This is a genomic window from Arthrobacter sp. 10N410 (assembly GCF_056394945.1).
Genome location: NZ_JBFTIP010000002.1, coordinates 179,379 through 194,336 on the forward strand (window position 1 = coordinate 179,379; position 14,958 = coordinate 194,336).

The window sequence follows — 14,958 nt, forward strand, 5'->3', positions numbered from 1 at the left end:
GAATTGCCCATAAGACGGTCCACCAGGACGATTCAGGCGAAGCAACAGGAGCAGACCAGTGCAGCAAGCATCAAGCATCCCGGACGGACGGCGCGTCGCCGTGATCGGAAGCGGGGTCGCCGGACTGACCGCCGCCTACGTCCTGAACCGGCGCGACCACGTGACGGTGTTCGAAGCGGATGCACGGCTTGGGGGCCACGCCCACACGCACGACGTCGGCCAGGCCGACGGCTCCGTCCTGGGGATTGACACCGGCTTCATCGTCCACAACAACCGGACCTACCCCACCCTGCTGCGGCTGTTCAAGGAACTGGGCGTGCAGACCCAGGAATCGGAAATGAGCATGTCCATCCGCTGCGACGGCTGCGGACTGGAATACGCGGGCGCCCGGGGCGGCGCGCGGGGCATCATCCCGAGGCCCTCCACCCTGATGCGCGGCCGCTACCTGCTGATGCTGCTGGAGGTCACCCGCTTCTACCGCCGGGCCCGGGCCCTGCTGGCCGAGGCCGACGCCGCCACCGGCACGGCTGCGCCCGAGCTGACCCTCGGCGAGTTCCTGGACCGGGAGAAGTTCAGCAGCTACTTCGTCGTCCACTTCATGACCCCCGTGGTCAGCGCAGTGTGGTCCTGCGACCCCACCACCGCCCTGGCCTACCCGGCCCGCTACCTCTTCACCTTCCTCGGCCACCACGGGCTGCTCGGCGTGAAGGGCTCCCCGCAATGGCGCACGGTCACCGGCGGCTCGCGCAGCTACGTGGATAAAGTCGCCGCGACTCTGCCGGACATCCGCCTCTCCAGCCCGGTCACACGGGTCCGCCGCCACGCCGGCGGGGTGGAAGTCACCACCGGGGAGAGCACCGAGCAGTTCGACGCCGTCGTGATCGCCACCCATCCGGCGCAGGCGCTGCGGATGCTCGAGGACGCCACTGCCGCCGAGCGCGAAGCCCTGGCCGGCATGCCCTACTCGGTCAACCACACGGTCTTCCACCGCGACGACGCCGTGCTGCCCGCCAGCGACAATGCCAAGGCGTCCTGGAACTACCGGCTGCCCTCGTGCGACGCCCGCCCCGACAGGGTCCTGGTCAGCTACGACATGACCCGCCTGCAGCGTCTGGAACCGGCGGACGGTAAGCGTTACATCGTCAGCCTGGGCGAGTCGGAGCTGATTGGAGACGGCACCGTCCTGGAGCGGATGGTCTACGAACACCCGCAGTACACGCCGGATTCACTGCGCGCCCAGCAGCAGATCCTGGGCCTTGGCGACGGCAGCCTGGCGTTCGCCGGCGCCTACCACGGCTGGGGCTTCCATGAGGACGGCGCCCTCTCCGGCGTCCGCGCCGCAGGAGAGCTGGGACGCGAGTGGGAACCCGCCGGTGTTGCCGAAGTGAAGGCGGCTTCCTTGCAGGCGGCTGCCCAGGAGGGTGCATGAGCAGTCAGGCAGCCATTTACCGCACGTCGATCGCGCACGTGCGCCGCACCCCGCTGCACAATGCCTTCACTTACCGCAGCTACAGCTGGTATGTCGACGTCGATTCCCTCCCCAGCCTGCCGCGCTGGCTCGCCCCGCTGGCCGGCTTCTGCGTTGCCGACCACCTCGGTGACCCGGACGGAACGCTGCGCGGCAACGTCGAACGTTATCTCGCCACCCAGAACATTGAGCTCGATGGCGGGCGGATCACCATGCTGGCCAGCGCGCGCGTCTTCGGCCACGTCTTCAACCCGCTCAGCCTGTTCTGGTGCCGCGACGCCGCGGGGGAGCTGCGCTGCGTCGTCGCCGAGGTCCACAACACGTACGGGGAACGGCACTGCTACCTGCTGGAGACCGACGACGCCGGACGGGCCACCGTACCCAAGGCGTTCTACGTCTCGCCGTTCAACGACGTCGACGGCCAGTACCGGATGAAGCTGCCGGAACCCGCCGAGCGGCTCGCCGTCTCGATTGTCCTGGAGCGGGACGGGCAGAAGCCGTTCGTCGCGACGGTGGACGGCAGCCGCCGCGACGCCACCGTGCCGAACATCCTGGCCGCGGCGCTCGCCGTCCCGCTGGCGCCGCTGCGGGTGGCCGCGCAGATCCGCTGGCAGGGAATCAAGCTTTGGGCACGTCGGTTGCCCATCATCAAAAGACCACACCACCCCTCACAGGAGGCAGTCCAGTGACCATGACCGAAGCGACCGGGTCCCAGCCTGCGCAGACGAACACCACGCAGGCGAACACGGCGCAGACGAACACATCCGCGAACCCGTCGGTGCCCTACACGGTTCCGCAGCCGCCGGCGGCTATCGACGCCACGATCTGGCCCAGCATCGCGGCCGTGCCCTCCAGCCTCAAGGCCCGGCTGGCGGGGAAGGCCGCCGATGCGATCTTCCGTGCCGCGGTGCGCCGCCTCCCGCTGGAGGTGCGCTACCCCGACGGCTCCGTCCTCGGGAGGGCGGCATCCGGCCAGGCCGGGCCGGGCCAGTCCTTCCCGGTGATGACGATGAACCGTCCGGAGGCATTCGCTGCCCGGCTCGGCGACGGCGGACTGATCGGCCTTGGTGAGTCCTACATGGCCGGGGACTGGGACGCGGACGACCTGACCGCCGTGATGGAGGTCTTCGCGGCCCGGGTGGGAACACTCGTACCTGAGCCGTTGCAGAAGCTCCGCGGCCTGTACCTGCCCCGGACGCCGCGCACCGAGCGGAACACGGAGCAGAACACCCGCTCCAACATCTCCCGGCACTACGACCTGTCCAACGAGCTCTTTGCCACGTTCCTGGACAGCACCATGACCTACTCCAGCGCCCTCTTCCCGGAGAGCGGCGACGCGTTGCGGAATGTTGCCTGGGACGGCCTGGCCGCCGCGCAGCAGGCGAAGATCGACCGGCTGCTGGACAAGGCCGGTGTCACGGAGGGAACCCGCGTGCTGGAAATCGGCACCGGCTGGGGTGAACTTGCCCTCCGGGCCGCGGCCCGCGGGGCGACGGTCTACTCCGTGACCCTCTCCAGCGAGCAGCAGGAACTGGCGCGACAGCGCGTGGCCGAAGCAGGCTACGCCGACGCCGTCACGATCGAGCTCAAGGATTACCGCGCGGTGGAAGGCGAGTACGACGCCGTCGTCTCCGTGGAGATGATCGAGGCGGTCGGCTACGAGTACTGGGCCACCTACTTCCAGACGATCGAGCGCGTGCTGGCCCCCGGCGGCAAGGTCGCCATCCAGGCCATCACTATCGGCCACGACCGGTTGATCGCCACCCGGACCAGCTACACCTGGGTGCACAAGTACATCTTCCCGGGCGGCGTCATTCCCTCGGTCCGGGCGATCGAGGAGATCACCGAGAAGCAGACCGGGCTCCGGGTCCGCGAACGACTCGCCATGGGCGAACACTACGCCCAGACCCTGCGGCTCTGGGAGGAACGCTTCATGGCCCGCGCGGAGGACGTCCGCGCCCTCGGGTTCGACGAAATCTTCCAGCGGATGTGGCTGTTCTACCTGTGCTACTCCCGCGCCGGCTTTGAGACCGGTTACCTGGACGTGCAGCAGATCGTGCTGGACAAGGTTTCCAGCAAGACTGCCGCCGGTAAGGCAGCGGCCAAGGTTTCCAGCGAGCGGACCGCAGGATGACGGCGGCGCTTGCAACCATGATCGCTGACGTCCTTCGCCCGGTGGTCGGCGGTGAACTCCCCGTCCGGCTCGTCGTGTGGGACGGCAGCGAGGCTGGTCCGGCCGGGGCACCGGTGGTGCGGCTCAACTCCCCGGATGCCATCCGCCGGCTGCTCTGGGCGCCGGGGGAGCTGGGTGCCGCGCAGGCTTACGTCACCGGGGAACTCGACGTCGACGGCGACCTGAACTCGGTGCTTGAGCACCTCTGGAAGGTGGTCCGGGACCGCGGTCTGTCCGGCGTCCGGCCCACCCCGTCCATTCTGGCCGGCGTCGGCCGGATCGCTAAGGCTGCCGGCGCCTTGGGCGCGCCGCCCGAACCGCCGGCCAGCCAGGCCCGGGTGAAGGGCCGGCTGCACAGCCTGATCCGTGACCGCGCCGCCATCAGCCACCACTACGACCTCAGCAACGACTTTTATGCGCTGATCCTGGACCCGCAGATGGCGTATTCCAGCGGCTACTGGATGGATTCCCGCGGGAACGCCGCCCCAGGGTATGGGCTCGAGGACGCCCAGCGGGACAAGCTGGATCTGGTCTGCCGCAAGATCGGGCTGAAGCCGGGGATGCGGCTGCTCGATATCGGCTGCGGCTGGGGATCGCTGAGCCTGCATGCGGCGCAGCACTACGGCGTCGACGTCGTCGGTGTCACCCTGTCGGTCGAGCAGAAGGCGTTCATCGACGCGCGGATCAAGGAGCGAGGGCTGGAGGGCCGGGCAGACATCCGGGTGCAGGACTACCGCGAGATCCCGGACGGCCCGTTCGACGCCGTAGCATCGCTCGAGATGGGCGAGCACGTGGGGCAGCGTAACTACCCCATCTACGCCGCCGCACTGTTCAACAACGTGGTCCCCGGCGGCCGCGTCCTGGTGCAGCAGATGTCCCGTCGCGGCAAGCACCCCGGGGGAGGGCCGTTCATCGAGTCGTTCATCGCCCCGGACATGCATATGCGCCCGGTCGGGGAGACGCTGGGGTTCCTGGAGGGCGCCGGTCTTGAGGTCGAGGCCGTCGAGGCGATGCGCCGCGACTACGTCCGCACCCTTGAGGCCTGGTACGCGCGGTTCGAGCAGAACCACGACGCCGCCGTCGCGATGATGGGTGAGGAGATCGCCCGGGTATGGCGGCTGTACCTGGTGGGCGCACTGCGCAGCTTCGCGGAGGGCCGGATGGGCGTGGAACAGATCCTCTGCAGCCGGCCGGACTAACTGTTCCGGAAGCTCCACCCTAGAAGGACTTGGCCAGCAGCTTCGCGAACATCCCGGGCGCCTGCTGCACGCCGCTGCAGTTGCTGGAAGCGCTGCTGCCTTCTTCGGGCCGGCTGGCGGAAGTGCAGGCGATGTCCCGGTTCAGCGACCACATGGACATCCGCGCGATGCCGCGTTCCGCGGCGAAGCTGTTCAGGCCTTCGGCGTCCGCGAGGGTGAAGACCTGGCCTTTCACATCGTTCACCCCGATCATCGGGGTGAGCCCGATCCGCTGCCACAACGCCGCATCGTCGAGCGGCTTGCCGGCTTGCTTGTACAGTGCACCCAGAGTCTGGTGGGTAGCCTCAGCAGCGCTTTTTGCCGCGGCGAGCATCGTCTGGCCAGGCGCGAGCGGTTCAAAGTCCATCACCATGATGTTGACGCCGGCGAGTTCGACTCCGGCATCCAGCATGGCTGTCACGGACTTTTCGCCGTCTGTCGTCAGGCCCTGCATCGACACGGGAAGGGTCAGCCAGACCTTCAACGGGTTGACGGCAGGACTGTCGGCCTGAAGCTTCGCGGCGGCCGCGGCACGTCGTGTTGCCGCGACCTGATCGCTCAAGCCCGCGCCTTCTATGTCGAAGTCCAGGATGTCGAGTCCGTACTTGGTGATGACCGCCGCGTAGGCCTTCACCAGCGCGCCGAGGTCGGTGCAGGTTTCGGCGAGCTCCTTGCCGAGCTGTCCTCCGAAAGAGACAGCTATGTCATTGCCGGCCTTGCGGAATGATTTGATCTGGTCGTCCACGCTCAGCTTGGCGCCGGCCTGGTCAAGCGTGTGTACGCCGTCCCAGGAGGGTTGGCAGGTATTTTTCGGATGTGCGCCAACAAAGGACAGAACGGTCGTGGCGGCTCCGTGAAGTGCCGTGTCCTGTAGGCGCAGGCTCGGGAGGAGCGTGACGTCGAGGTAGCCGCCGAACCACTGAGGGGCCGGCGCGGACTGGCTCCTGCGCGGCTCCTGTCCGTAGTTGGTCGGCGGTGCCGGAGAACAAGCGGCAACCGCCAACACTATGGCGGAGGTGGCGAGGACCCCGCTCCGGCTGCGGGAGCGGGGCCTATTCCGTCTTTGCATGAATGCTTCCTCCGTCCGCCACGAGGGCCGTCCCTTTCTTCGCCACGGATCCCGCCAACGGCCCTAGGCTACAACGGGGCCAGCTGGTCCGCATGCGCCGGGGCGAGGGCACCCAGTTTTGCCTGGCCCGTCGGCATCAGGACGCTGTTGGTGCGTTCGGGCCTGTACCAGCCGACGGCGGTGCCCCGCAGGGCCAGAATCGCGGACCCGAACACCACGTAGGCGCGGAGGGGTTCGTAGATGAGCCGGTAGATGGGGACCATGAGGAGGTGCATCGGGCTCTCATGGACCATCAGCACGGCCACTATCGAGATGATCATGTGGGTTGCGGCGACGAACACCGAGAACGCGGCGACGGCCTGCCATTCGCCGCGGGCCAGGCTGGTCACAGCCACAATGACCGTCAGGGGCATGAAGACCAGCGGAACCAGCACCGAGATCAGGGCGTAGGGCATGGTCAGCATGCCGAGGGCGCCGAACCGGGGATTGAAGAGCATCGAGCGGTGCTTGTAGAGCGTCTGGATGTTGCCATAAGTCCAGCGGAGCCGCTGCTTGAACAATCCCCGCAGGGTCATGGGCGCTTCCGTCCATGCCACGGCGGAGTTCTCCTGCACGATGCTGTAGCCGAGCCGCTGCAGGGAGAGGGTGAGGTCAGCATCCTCTGCGAGCGTGTCGTGGGAGTAGCCGCCTGCCTGGATGAGTGCCTCCCGCCGCCAGGCTGCGCAGGCGCCCGGGACAATCGAGATCGCTCCCATCAGGCCCTCCGCCATTCGGGTGACGCAGATGCCGGAGAGATATTCAAGGCTTTGCCAGGCAGTCAGGAGATTGCGGCGGTTTCCGACTTTCACGTGCCCGGCGACTGCTCCGACGATCTTGCCGTTGCGCGGCGCCAGGAAATGGCGGGCAAACATCTTGATGGTCTGGGGTTCAAACAGCGTGTCACCGTCGAGGGTGACCACAATTTCTCCGCGGGACTGGGCTATTCCGTGGTTACTGGCGGCGGACTTTCCGCCGTTGGGCTGGTCGATGACGCGCAGTTGCGGCCAGGTCTGGGCGTATTCGGAAAGAACCGCCAAGGTGCCGTCGGTAGAGCCGTCATTAATGGCGACGACTTCCATCCGGGGGTAGTCGCTGGCTCTAAGGGCATCCAATGTTTTGGCCACGACAAGTTCTTCGTTGAACACCGGCAGGACGACGCTGACGAACGGCCACTCTTCCTCCTTGACGTCCGCCCAAAGACGTTTCTTCTGCCGCTGATTGTTGATGACGGCGAGGACCACGTAGAGGAACGTCAGGACGGTCAGTGAGCCGATTCCGAACCAGAAAAGCCAGGTGAGGACCACGTTCGGAGTCACTAGATACGTCGTCATCGCGGCCAGGGTCGCATCGTCCTCCACGGCGGCCTTGGCGTCCGACTGGGGAATGTATTCGGGCGGAAGCAGCGGCTCGACCGTGGTGAAGGTGTAACCCATCGCTTTTGCCTGCGGGATGAAAGTCTTCAGCATTTCGATCGTTGCGCTGCGATCACCGCCGCCGTCGTGAACCAGGACAATGTGTCCTTGTCCGTCCAGTTTCTGCGCCTTGATCGGAACGCCGGGGGCGTAGGACCAGTCACGCGTATCAAAGTCCATGTTGATGTGGAGGAACCCCAACTGCTGGGATTGCAGGAGAGCCAATGTGTTGTTTTCCGGGTCTCCGGTGGGGATCCGGAACAGCCGTGTTCCATAGTTGTCTGCGGCGCGCATAACCCGGTCCGCCCCGATAATTTGCTGGCGGTTAAACAGGTCGTCGTGAGCCCAGAAATCGATGTGGGACATCGTGTGGTTTCCGACCATATGACCTTCCTGGGTCATGCGGCGGAAGATATCCGGGTACTTGACGATGTTGTCGCCAACCGTAAAGAACGTCGCCGGCACGCCTTCTTTGGACAGCAAATCCAGAATTTGCGGCGTATTCCGCGGGTCCGGCCCATCATCGAAGGTCAACATCAATGTGTGGTCCGCCGGCTTCCCAAAAGTTTCCATGGCGTAGGGGCTGTTGCCGATCAGCTCAATTTCCTCGGCGGTGGCCTCCCTCCAGATGGTGTTGCTGAAGGGATCCTTGAGGAAGACTTTGCCGCCTCGCCGCTCGATGAGCGCTATCCGGTCGAAGGCGAAGCCGCCTTCAGGGCCGATTCGGGGAATGTTGCGCAGATCCTGGGTGGACAGCAATTTCCGGGGATACTCCACGGACTGGTTCTCCGCTGCTTTCCATACCGGGGCGCTGGCAGCGGGCAGGATCCACACGACCGACAGGACGATCAACAGCACGCTCGCCACCAGGGCGACGAGGATGCGTCGCCACCGTTTTCCACTGGGATCGAAGAAGACCGGTGCAGTGCCGGAAACTGGGGATATTTTCTTCATGGATTGCCTCGACAGGGAATCTGGTGTGATGAAGTCCCGACCGGAGTCAGGGCGTGAGCGCCAGTGCTCGTGCCCGGGGGTCAAACCCGGAATTGGCGGCCAACTCGCGGAGGGAAAAATCGGCGCTCATCTGATCTCTCCCTTGAAGCCGCGGGAGCCGCCGGTTCGCGGCGTCCCCCTATGCCTTCGAGGTTAGGAGCGCCCGATGGGGTCACACACGCGTAGGAAACACCCGCGTTTTAAGAGTGGTTCTACTTGGTTTGAGGGGCCGACTACCGCGATTGGTGGCGACGAGTCGAGTAAGCGCGGAGGGGCACAACTGGGGTGCCGCCGGACTCTGAGAGACGGGTGAAGCTTGCGTCTATCGCCGCAGCCGGGCCGACGGGTAGCGTTCTAGGTACGTGGTCCGAATTAGTGGAGGCAGATGCCGAATGCGCAGAGAGATCGGACTGGCCGCGGGCTTGCTGTCGGTTGTCCTGGCTGCCGCCGCGTGCGAGGGCGCGCCGCCGTCGCCACCGCCTTCTCCTTCGTCATCGGGGCTCTCGGCCGTCCCGGACACGTACATCACGGCCTATACCTGGTTCGACAACACGCCCGAGGGCTCCCCGGACATCAGCCACCCGGTGCTGCACAAGAAGGCGGGCGGGGCAGGGACCTACGCGGATCCGGTGACGATCGCCGTCGGGCACTCCCTGGAGACAGGCCAGGATGTCCTTGATTTCCCTGCCGGCACCCGGATCTACTTACCCGACGTCCGCCGGTACTTCATCGTGGAGGACACCTGCGGGGACGGCCCCACCCCGGAGGACGGGCCCTGCCACGCACTGGCGGCCAGGCACGGGGGTGCATCCAGCTGGCTTGATGTCTGGATTGGCGGTGAGGGGGAGAGCGAGTCATTTGCCAGGCGCTGCGCGGACCAGGTAACCGGTGTCCGGGCCGCCGTCTTCCACCCTGCGGACAACTACGTCGTGGCTTCCGGGGTGGGTGTGATCCACGACGGCAAGTGCGATAGCGGCTACGGCAATCAGCTCGTCACCACGTCACCGTCCCCGAAGGCCCGCTGATTTCCTGCTCCGAGTTTGAAAACAGGTCAAAGGACCCTGTCGATTGGCCTCTCCGCGCTTGCCAAGGTAACGTTTGGGTTACCGGTTGGTACACACGCCCGACAGAACATCCAGAATGCTCTTGCGTGTGGTAATCCCCTCGGCGAGGCGTCTTAGCGCTCCGCATGCCGTGACCAACTCCGGGCAGGAACCATCCCCAGGGACTGCCCGTTTTCCGCACCCCATGAAAAGGCTTTATTTTCCATGCGCAGAAATACTCTGCTGGCCGCCGGCATGCTCTCGGTCCTCCTCGCCACCTCGGCGTGTGGCGCCGAAACCGGCGCCTCCAATTCATCCGCCCAGTCTTCCGGAGCGGCAAACGCCGGTGTTGAGGTTTCGGCCGCTGCCGATAAGCCGTCCGCCGAGGTCGGCGCCTCGCAGCGGGCCGCTGCCGAGAAGGCCAAGGTTGCAGCTGTAGCCGCCAAGAAGGCCAAGGCGGCAGCAGCGCAGAAGGCCGCGGCTCAGAAAGCCGCAGCCGCTGCAGCAGCCAAAACGGCGGCCGCAGTAAAGACGCCGGTAACTGTTCCCGCCGCACCCGCCGTGCCGGCCGTGGCTCCGAAGCCGGCCCCGGCACCCGTTGTGCCGGCGTCGTCCTCCGAGCGGGTTGTCCACACCACGTACACGACGGCGTACACCTGGTACGACAACACACCGGTGGGCTCAGCCACGATCAGCCACCCCATTCTGCACAGCACGGCCGGGGGCACCGGCACCTACAACGACCCGATCACCATCGCCGTGGGTCATTCCACCGCCACCGGTAAGGACGTGCTGGACTTCCCGGCCGGCACCCGGATCTATCTTCCGGACGTGCGCCGCTACTTTATCGTCGAGGACAGCTGCGGCGACGGCGACGACCCCCAGGGCGGCCCCTGCCACCAGGGCACCAACGTGGAGGGGACCAACTCCACCATCTGGATCGACATGTGGATCGGCGGCCAGAGCATGAGCGCTGACGGTGCCGACAACTGCGCCAGCCGGGTGACGAACGTCCGTACGGCCGTCTTCAACCCTGCCAGCAACTACGCGGTTGCCCCGGGCACGGGCGTGATCCACGACGGCAAGTGCGACGCCGGCTATGGCAACACGCTCCTGAAGCGGTAGCTTTCGGGAGATTGACCTCCGGCTGCGGCCGGAGGCCCTGCGGGGGCTGGCGAGACTTCGCCGGCCCCCGTTTTCTGTTGGCGGGGCCGGTGTTGGGCCGCCCCGTTCCGCTCCGGAGGCCCAAAGACCCTTGTTCCTGGCCTGGGACAACGCAGACTTGGATGGAGTAGTCGCACCCAAAAGGGGAGGGCGCCATGCGTCGGTCCGCACAGTCCGTCAGGGCAGTTTCAGTAGGGTTTTGCGTCGCTTTTCTGCTGGCGTCCTGTTCTTCCCCCAGTGGCCCGCCAACGGGTACCGGGACAGCTACGCCGTCGCCGGCCGCCTCGTCCGCAAGCTCGAAGCCGGGCCTGAAACCGTTGGCCCAGGCTTCACCCCGGCCGACAGGGCAGGCCGACTGGAAGACCTACACGACGCCGGATGGCACGCTTATGTTCGACTACCCGCCGGACTGGACCGTCAAGGACCGGGCCCGCGAGGCAGCGCCCGGGGGAGTCTTCATCGAAGTCCTCACCGGCGCCCGCAAGTCGATCGCCACCCTGCGGACCAACATTGTGACCAAGGCGAACTGCACCCGGAAGTTGCCCTATGCCCTGATGGACTCACAGGAGTTGCCGGCTCTTGCCCGGAACGGTGTGAAGCCGCGCTTTGTGTTCGAGGGCCGGGACGACCATGAGTCCTACCCCTCAAGGCCGGCCCCGTTGTCCTACGGGATCACCTCCGCACCGCTGCCGGCCGGCCCCAGCGCCTGCCCGATTTTCCAGTTCTTCAACTGGCCGCCGGGCGTGGCGGCCTTCAGCGGCGTCTACGATCCGCTCCTTACGACACCGGGGGACACGCCCGACGTCGACACCCCGGAGTCCTATACGGGAACCGAGGAGTACGACTCGCTACGGCAGATGATCACCTCGCTGCGTCCGGCGGACTAGACCCGGCCGGGCGCCACCTGCCGAGGGCAGCGCGCCGCCGCCTCGGGTCCAGATCCGTCCATCCCGGTCCGGACACTCGGGGTGGCTCTTGCTGTGCCTTCGCCCACTGGATGTGGTGCTTCGTGCCACTCCGCGGCCTGCTGCGACGCACCTGCGACACGCCGTCCAAAATGCGACACGCGGGGCGGTTAATTGTGGCTAAGTACTCCACAGGGTGTGGATTTCGTCCTCGAAAACGGCTGAAATCCGGACATTTTGAAGGCCCTGGGCTGTGGATTAAAAGTGGGTTAAATGACATACTTGTAATACATCATCTTGGGGTCCGCGCGGGACTCTTGCACTACATGTAGTATCGACATACAGTTCGAGCGGAGCGGTTGCAGACCGCCAGGCGAGGCCAGTAACGGATAAGGATTCCTGTTCCGGTCAGGCCCCACCGGACACGAACCACAGATTTCAACAAAGGGGACTGAAGGACATGACCGTTACGGTTTACACGAAGCCGGCTTGCGTGCAGTGCAACGCCACCTACCGCGCTCTCGACAAGAAGGGCATCGCCTACCAGAGCGTCGACATCTCCCAGGATGCCGAGGCCCTTGAGCGCCTCAAGTCCCTGGGCTACATGCAGGCCCCGGTCGTCGTCACCGACCAGGACCACTGGTCCGGATTCCGCCCGGACAAGATCGAAGAACTGGCACAGGCTGCCGCCGTCGCGGTCGCCTGAAAGCCAACACACGGCACAAGCACGTCAGATGAGGTGACTCCGATGGCACCGGTTACAGCGGCAACAGCTGACACGCCGCTGGCAGCAGGCGCCGGAGATCCGGACCCGGTCCGAACCACCAGCAGCCACCTCATCTACTTTTCCTCCACCTCCGAGAACACCAAACGCTTCGTTGCGAAGCTGGGTGTCGACGCCGCCCGCATCCCCCTCCACGCGAGGGAACCGGGGCTGGTGGCGACCGAGCCCTACGTGCTGGTGCTTCCCACCTACGGGGGGACCGGGGGAGAAGGATCGGTTCCGAAGCAGGTCATCCGCTTTCTGAACGATCCGAGGAACCGGCAACAGCTCCGTGGAGTGATCGGGGCGGGCAACACGAACTTTGGGGACAACTACTGCATGGCCGGGGACATCGTCGCCGCCAAGTGCCAGGTCCCGCACCTATATCGTTTCGAACTCATGGGGACGCCGGAAGACGTCAGCCGAGTACAACAAGGATTGGAAGAATTTTGGACACGACTGTCGCAGACACCGAAGTGACCGGGGACTCCCACGGCACCGCCGGTAAGGCCAGCAATACCGCCGTCGAGAAGCACACCGTAGCTGGCGAGAAGCCGGCCATGCCGGCCGCCTACCAGGGCCTGGGCTACCACGAGCTCAACGCCATGCTGAACCTCTACGGCCCCAACGGCGAGATCCAGTTCGAGGCCGACCGCGAGGCTGCCCACCAGTACTTCCTGCAGCACGTGAACAACAACACCGTGTTCTTCCACGACCTCGAGGAAAAGCTCGACTACCTCGTCAAGAACGAGTACTACGAGCGGGAAACCCTCGACCAGTACACGATGAACTTCATCCGCGAGCTCTTCAACCGCGCCTACAAGAAGAAGTTCCGCTTCGAGACCTTCCTTGGCGCGTTCAAGTTCTATACCTCCTACACGCTCAAGACGTTCGATGGAAAGCGCTTCCTGGAGCGCTACGAGGACCGCGTCTGCATGGTGGCCCTGCACCTGGCCCGCGGCGACGAGAAGCTTGCCCTGCAGATGGTGGACGAGATCATCGAAGGCCGCTTCCAGCCGGCCACCCCCACGTTCCTGAACGCGGGCAAGAAGCAGCGCGGCGAGCTGGTCTCCTGCTTCCTGCTCCGCATCGAAGACAACATGGAGTCGATCGGCCGGTCCATCAACTCCGCGCTGCAGCTCTCCAAGCGCGGCGGCGGCGTCGCGTTCGCACTGACCAACATCCGCGAGGTCGGCGCGCCGATCAAGCAGATCGAGAACCAGTCCTCCGGCGTCATCCCCGTGATGAAGCTCCTCGAGGACAGCTTCTCCTACGCCAACCAGCTCGGTGCCCGCCAGGGTGCCGGCGCGGTGTACCTGCACGCCCACCACCCGGACATCTACCGCTTCCTGGACACCAAGCGCGAGAACGCGGACGAGAAAATCCGCATCAAGACCCTCTCTCTGGGTGTCGTCATCCCGGACATCACCTTCGAGCTGGCCAAGAAGGACGAGGACATGTACCTGTTCTCGCCGTACGACGTCGAAAAGGTCTACGGCATGCCGTTCTCCGACGTCTCGGTCACCGAGAAGTACTACGAGATGGTGGACGATTCCCGGATCAAGAAGACCAAGATCAAGGCCCGCGAGTTCTTCCAGACCCTCGCCGAGATCCAGTTCGAATCCGGCTACCCGTACATCATGTTCGAGGACACCGTGAACCGGGAAAACCCGATCGACGGCAAGATCATCATGTCCAACCTGTGCTCGGAGATCCTCCAGGTCTCCCAGCCGACGACGTACCACGATGACCTGTCCTACGACCAGACCGGCAAGGACATCTCCTGCAACCTGGGTTCGATGAACATCGCCAAGGCCATGGACTCGCCGGACTTCGGCCTGACCATCGAGACGGCCATCCGCTCGCTCTCGGCCGTCTCGGACATGTCCAACATCACCTCGGTGCCCTCGATCGCCCGCGGCAACGACCAGAGCCACGCAATCGGCCTCGGCCAGATGAACCTGCACGGCTACCTGGCCCGCGAGCGGGTCCACTACGGGTCCGAAGAGGGCCTGGACTTCACCAACATCTACTTCTACTCGGTGGTCTACCACGCTGTCCGGGCCTCGAACCTGCTGGCCATCCAGACCGGCCAGACCTTCGGCGGCTTCGAGAAGTCCAAGTATGCGTCCGGGGAGTTCTTCGACAAGTACACGGACCGGAAATGGGTCCCGCAGACGGCGAAGGTCGCCGAGCTGTTCGCCCACATCCACATCCCCACCCAGGATGACTGGCGCGAGCTGAAGGCTTCCGTCATGGAGCACGGCATCTACAACCAGAACCTGCAGGCCGTCCCGCCGACCGGCTCGATCTCCTACATCAACAACTCCACCTCCTCGATCCACCCGGTGGCGTCCAAGATCGAAATCCGCAAGGAAGGCAAGCTGGGCCGCGTGTACTACCCGGCGCCGTACCTGACCAACGACAACCTCGAGTACTACCAGGACGCGTACGAGATCGGCTACGAGAAGGTCATCGACACCTACGCCGCCGCCACGCAGCACGTGGACCAGGGCCTGTCCCTGACGCTGTTCTTCAAGGACACCGCCACCACGCGCGACATCAACAAGGCCCAGATCTACGCCTGGAAGAAGGGCATCAAGACCATCTACTACATCCGTCTCCGCCAGCTCGCGCTGGAAGGGACCGAGGTAGAGGGCTGCGTCAGCTGCATGCTGTAACCAGCCGCTG

Annotated in this window: 12 protein-coding genes; 10 read left to right on the plus strand and 2 right to left on the minus strand. The window is 65.2% G+C overall.

Annotated elements, in window-relative coordinates; translation table 11 throughout:
- Positions 1-58: 58 nt before the first annotated feature.
- From AC1DB8_RS05365 to AC1DB8_RS05380, 4 genes are read left to right on the plus strand one after another with little or no spacing between them, the layout of a single operon-like run.
- Positions 59-1,429 (plus strand): NAD(P)/FAD-dependent oxidoreductase, encoded by a 1,371-nt coding sequence (locus tag AC1DB8_RS05365; protein WP_476892393.1) that lies wholly within the window; start codon positions 59-61, stop codon positions 1,427-1,429.
- Positions 1,426-2,157 (plus strand): DUF1365 domain-containing protein, encoded by a 732-nt coding sequence (locus AC1DB8_RS05370; protein WP_476892394.1) that lies wholly within the window; start codon positions 1,426-1,428, stop codon positions 2,155-2,157. The genes AC1DB8_RS05365 and AC1DB8_RS05370 overlap by 4 nt, the downstream gene beginning before the upstream one ends.
- Positions 2,154-3,602, plus strand: a complete 1,449-nt coding sequence (locus AC1DB8_RS05375; RefSeq protein WP_476892395.1) for a class I SAM-dependent methyltransferase — start codon at positions 2,154-2,156, stop codon at positions 3,600-3,602. Before AC1DB8_RS05370 ends, AC1DB8_RS05375 begins: the two co-directional genes overlap by 4 nt.
- A complete protein-coding gene (locus AC1DB8_RS05380; RefSeq protein ID WP_476892396.1) occupies positions 3,599-4,840 on the plus strand; it encodes a class I SAM-dependent methyltransferase in 1,242 nt (413 codons plus the stop codon). Before AC1DB8_RS05375 ends, AC1DB8_RS05380 begins: the two co-directional genes overlap by 4 nt.
- A gap of 19 nt (positions 4,841-4,859) precedes the next feature.
- On the opposite strand, the gene AC1DB8_RS05385 is transcribed toward AC1DB8_RS05380, so the two are convergent.
- Together AC1DB8_RS05385 and AC1DB8_RS05390 are read right to left on the minus strand one after the other, a co-directional pair.
- Entirely contained in the window at positions 4,860-5,948 is a 1,089-nt protein-coding gene (locus AC1DB8_RS05385) for a chitinase (protein ID WP_476892397.1), read from the minus strand.
- Positions 5,949-6,016: 68 nt separating this feature from the next.
- Positions 6,017-8,353, minus strand: a complete 2,337-nt coding sequence (locus AC1DB8_RS05390; protein WP_441417595.1) for a bifunctional polysaccharide deacetylase/glycosyltransferase family 2 protein — start codon at positions 8,351-8,353, stop codon at positions 6,017-6,019.
- Between the two features lie 431 nt (positions 8,354-8,784).
- Here AC1DB8_RS05390 and AC1DB8_RS05395 point away from each other — a divergent pair, with 431 nt between their 5' ends.
- The 6 genes from AC1DB8_RS05395 (at position 8,785) to nrdE (ending at position 14,948) form a co-directional block, all read left to right on the plus strand.
- Positions 8,785-9,417, plus strand: a complete 633-nt coding sequence (locus AC1DB8_RS05395) for a hypothetical protein (protein WP_476892398.1) — start codon at positions 8,785-8,787, stop codon at positions 9,415-9,417.
- A 243-nt stretch (positions 9,418-9,660) separates the two neighbouring features.
- Complete coding sequence (locus tag AC1DB8_RS05400) at positions 9,661-10,560, plus strand: hypothetical protein (protein WP_476892399.1); 900 nt, start codon at positions 9,661-9,663, stop codon at positions 10,558-10,560.
- Positions 10,561-10,988: 428 nt separating this feature from the next.
- Entirely contained in the window at positions 10,989-11,486 is a 498-nt protein-coding gene (locus AC1DB8_RS05405) for a hypothetical protein (protein ID WP_441417598.1), read from the plus strand.
- Between the two features lie 478 nt (positions 11,487-11,964).
- Positions 11,965-12,210 carry a glutaredoxin-like protein NrdH gene (nrdH, locus tag AC1DB8_RS05410; protein WP_018773329.1) on the plus strand — a complete coding sequence of 82 codons (246 nt, stop codon included), beginning with the start codon at positions 11,965-11,967 and terminating at the stop codon, positions 12,208-12,210.
- Positions 12,211-12,252: 42 nt separating this feature from the next.
- A complete protein-coding gene (gene nrdI, locus AC1DB8_RS05415; RefSeq protein WP_441417599.1) occupies positions 12,253-12,747 on the plus strand; it encodes a class Ib ribonucleoside-diphosphate reductase assembly flavoprotein NrdI in 495 nt (164 codons plus the stop codon).
- Positions 12,748-12,827: 80 nt separating this feature from the next.
- Positions 12,828-14,948: a class 1b ribonucleoside-diphosphate reductase subunit alpha gene (nrdE, locus tag AC1DB8_RS05420; RefSeq protein WP_476892673.1), complete on the plus strand. Its 2,121-nt coding sequence runs from the start codon at positions 12,828-12,830 to the stop codon at positions 14,946-14,948.
- The last annotated feature ends 10 nt before the right edge of the window (positions 14,949-14,958 follow it).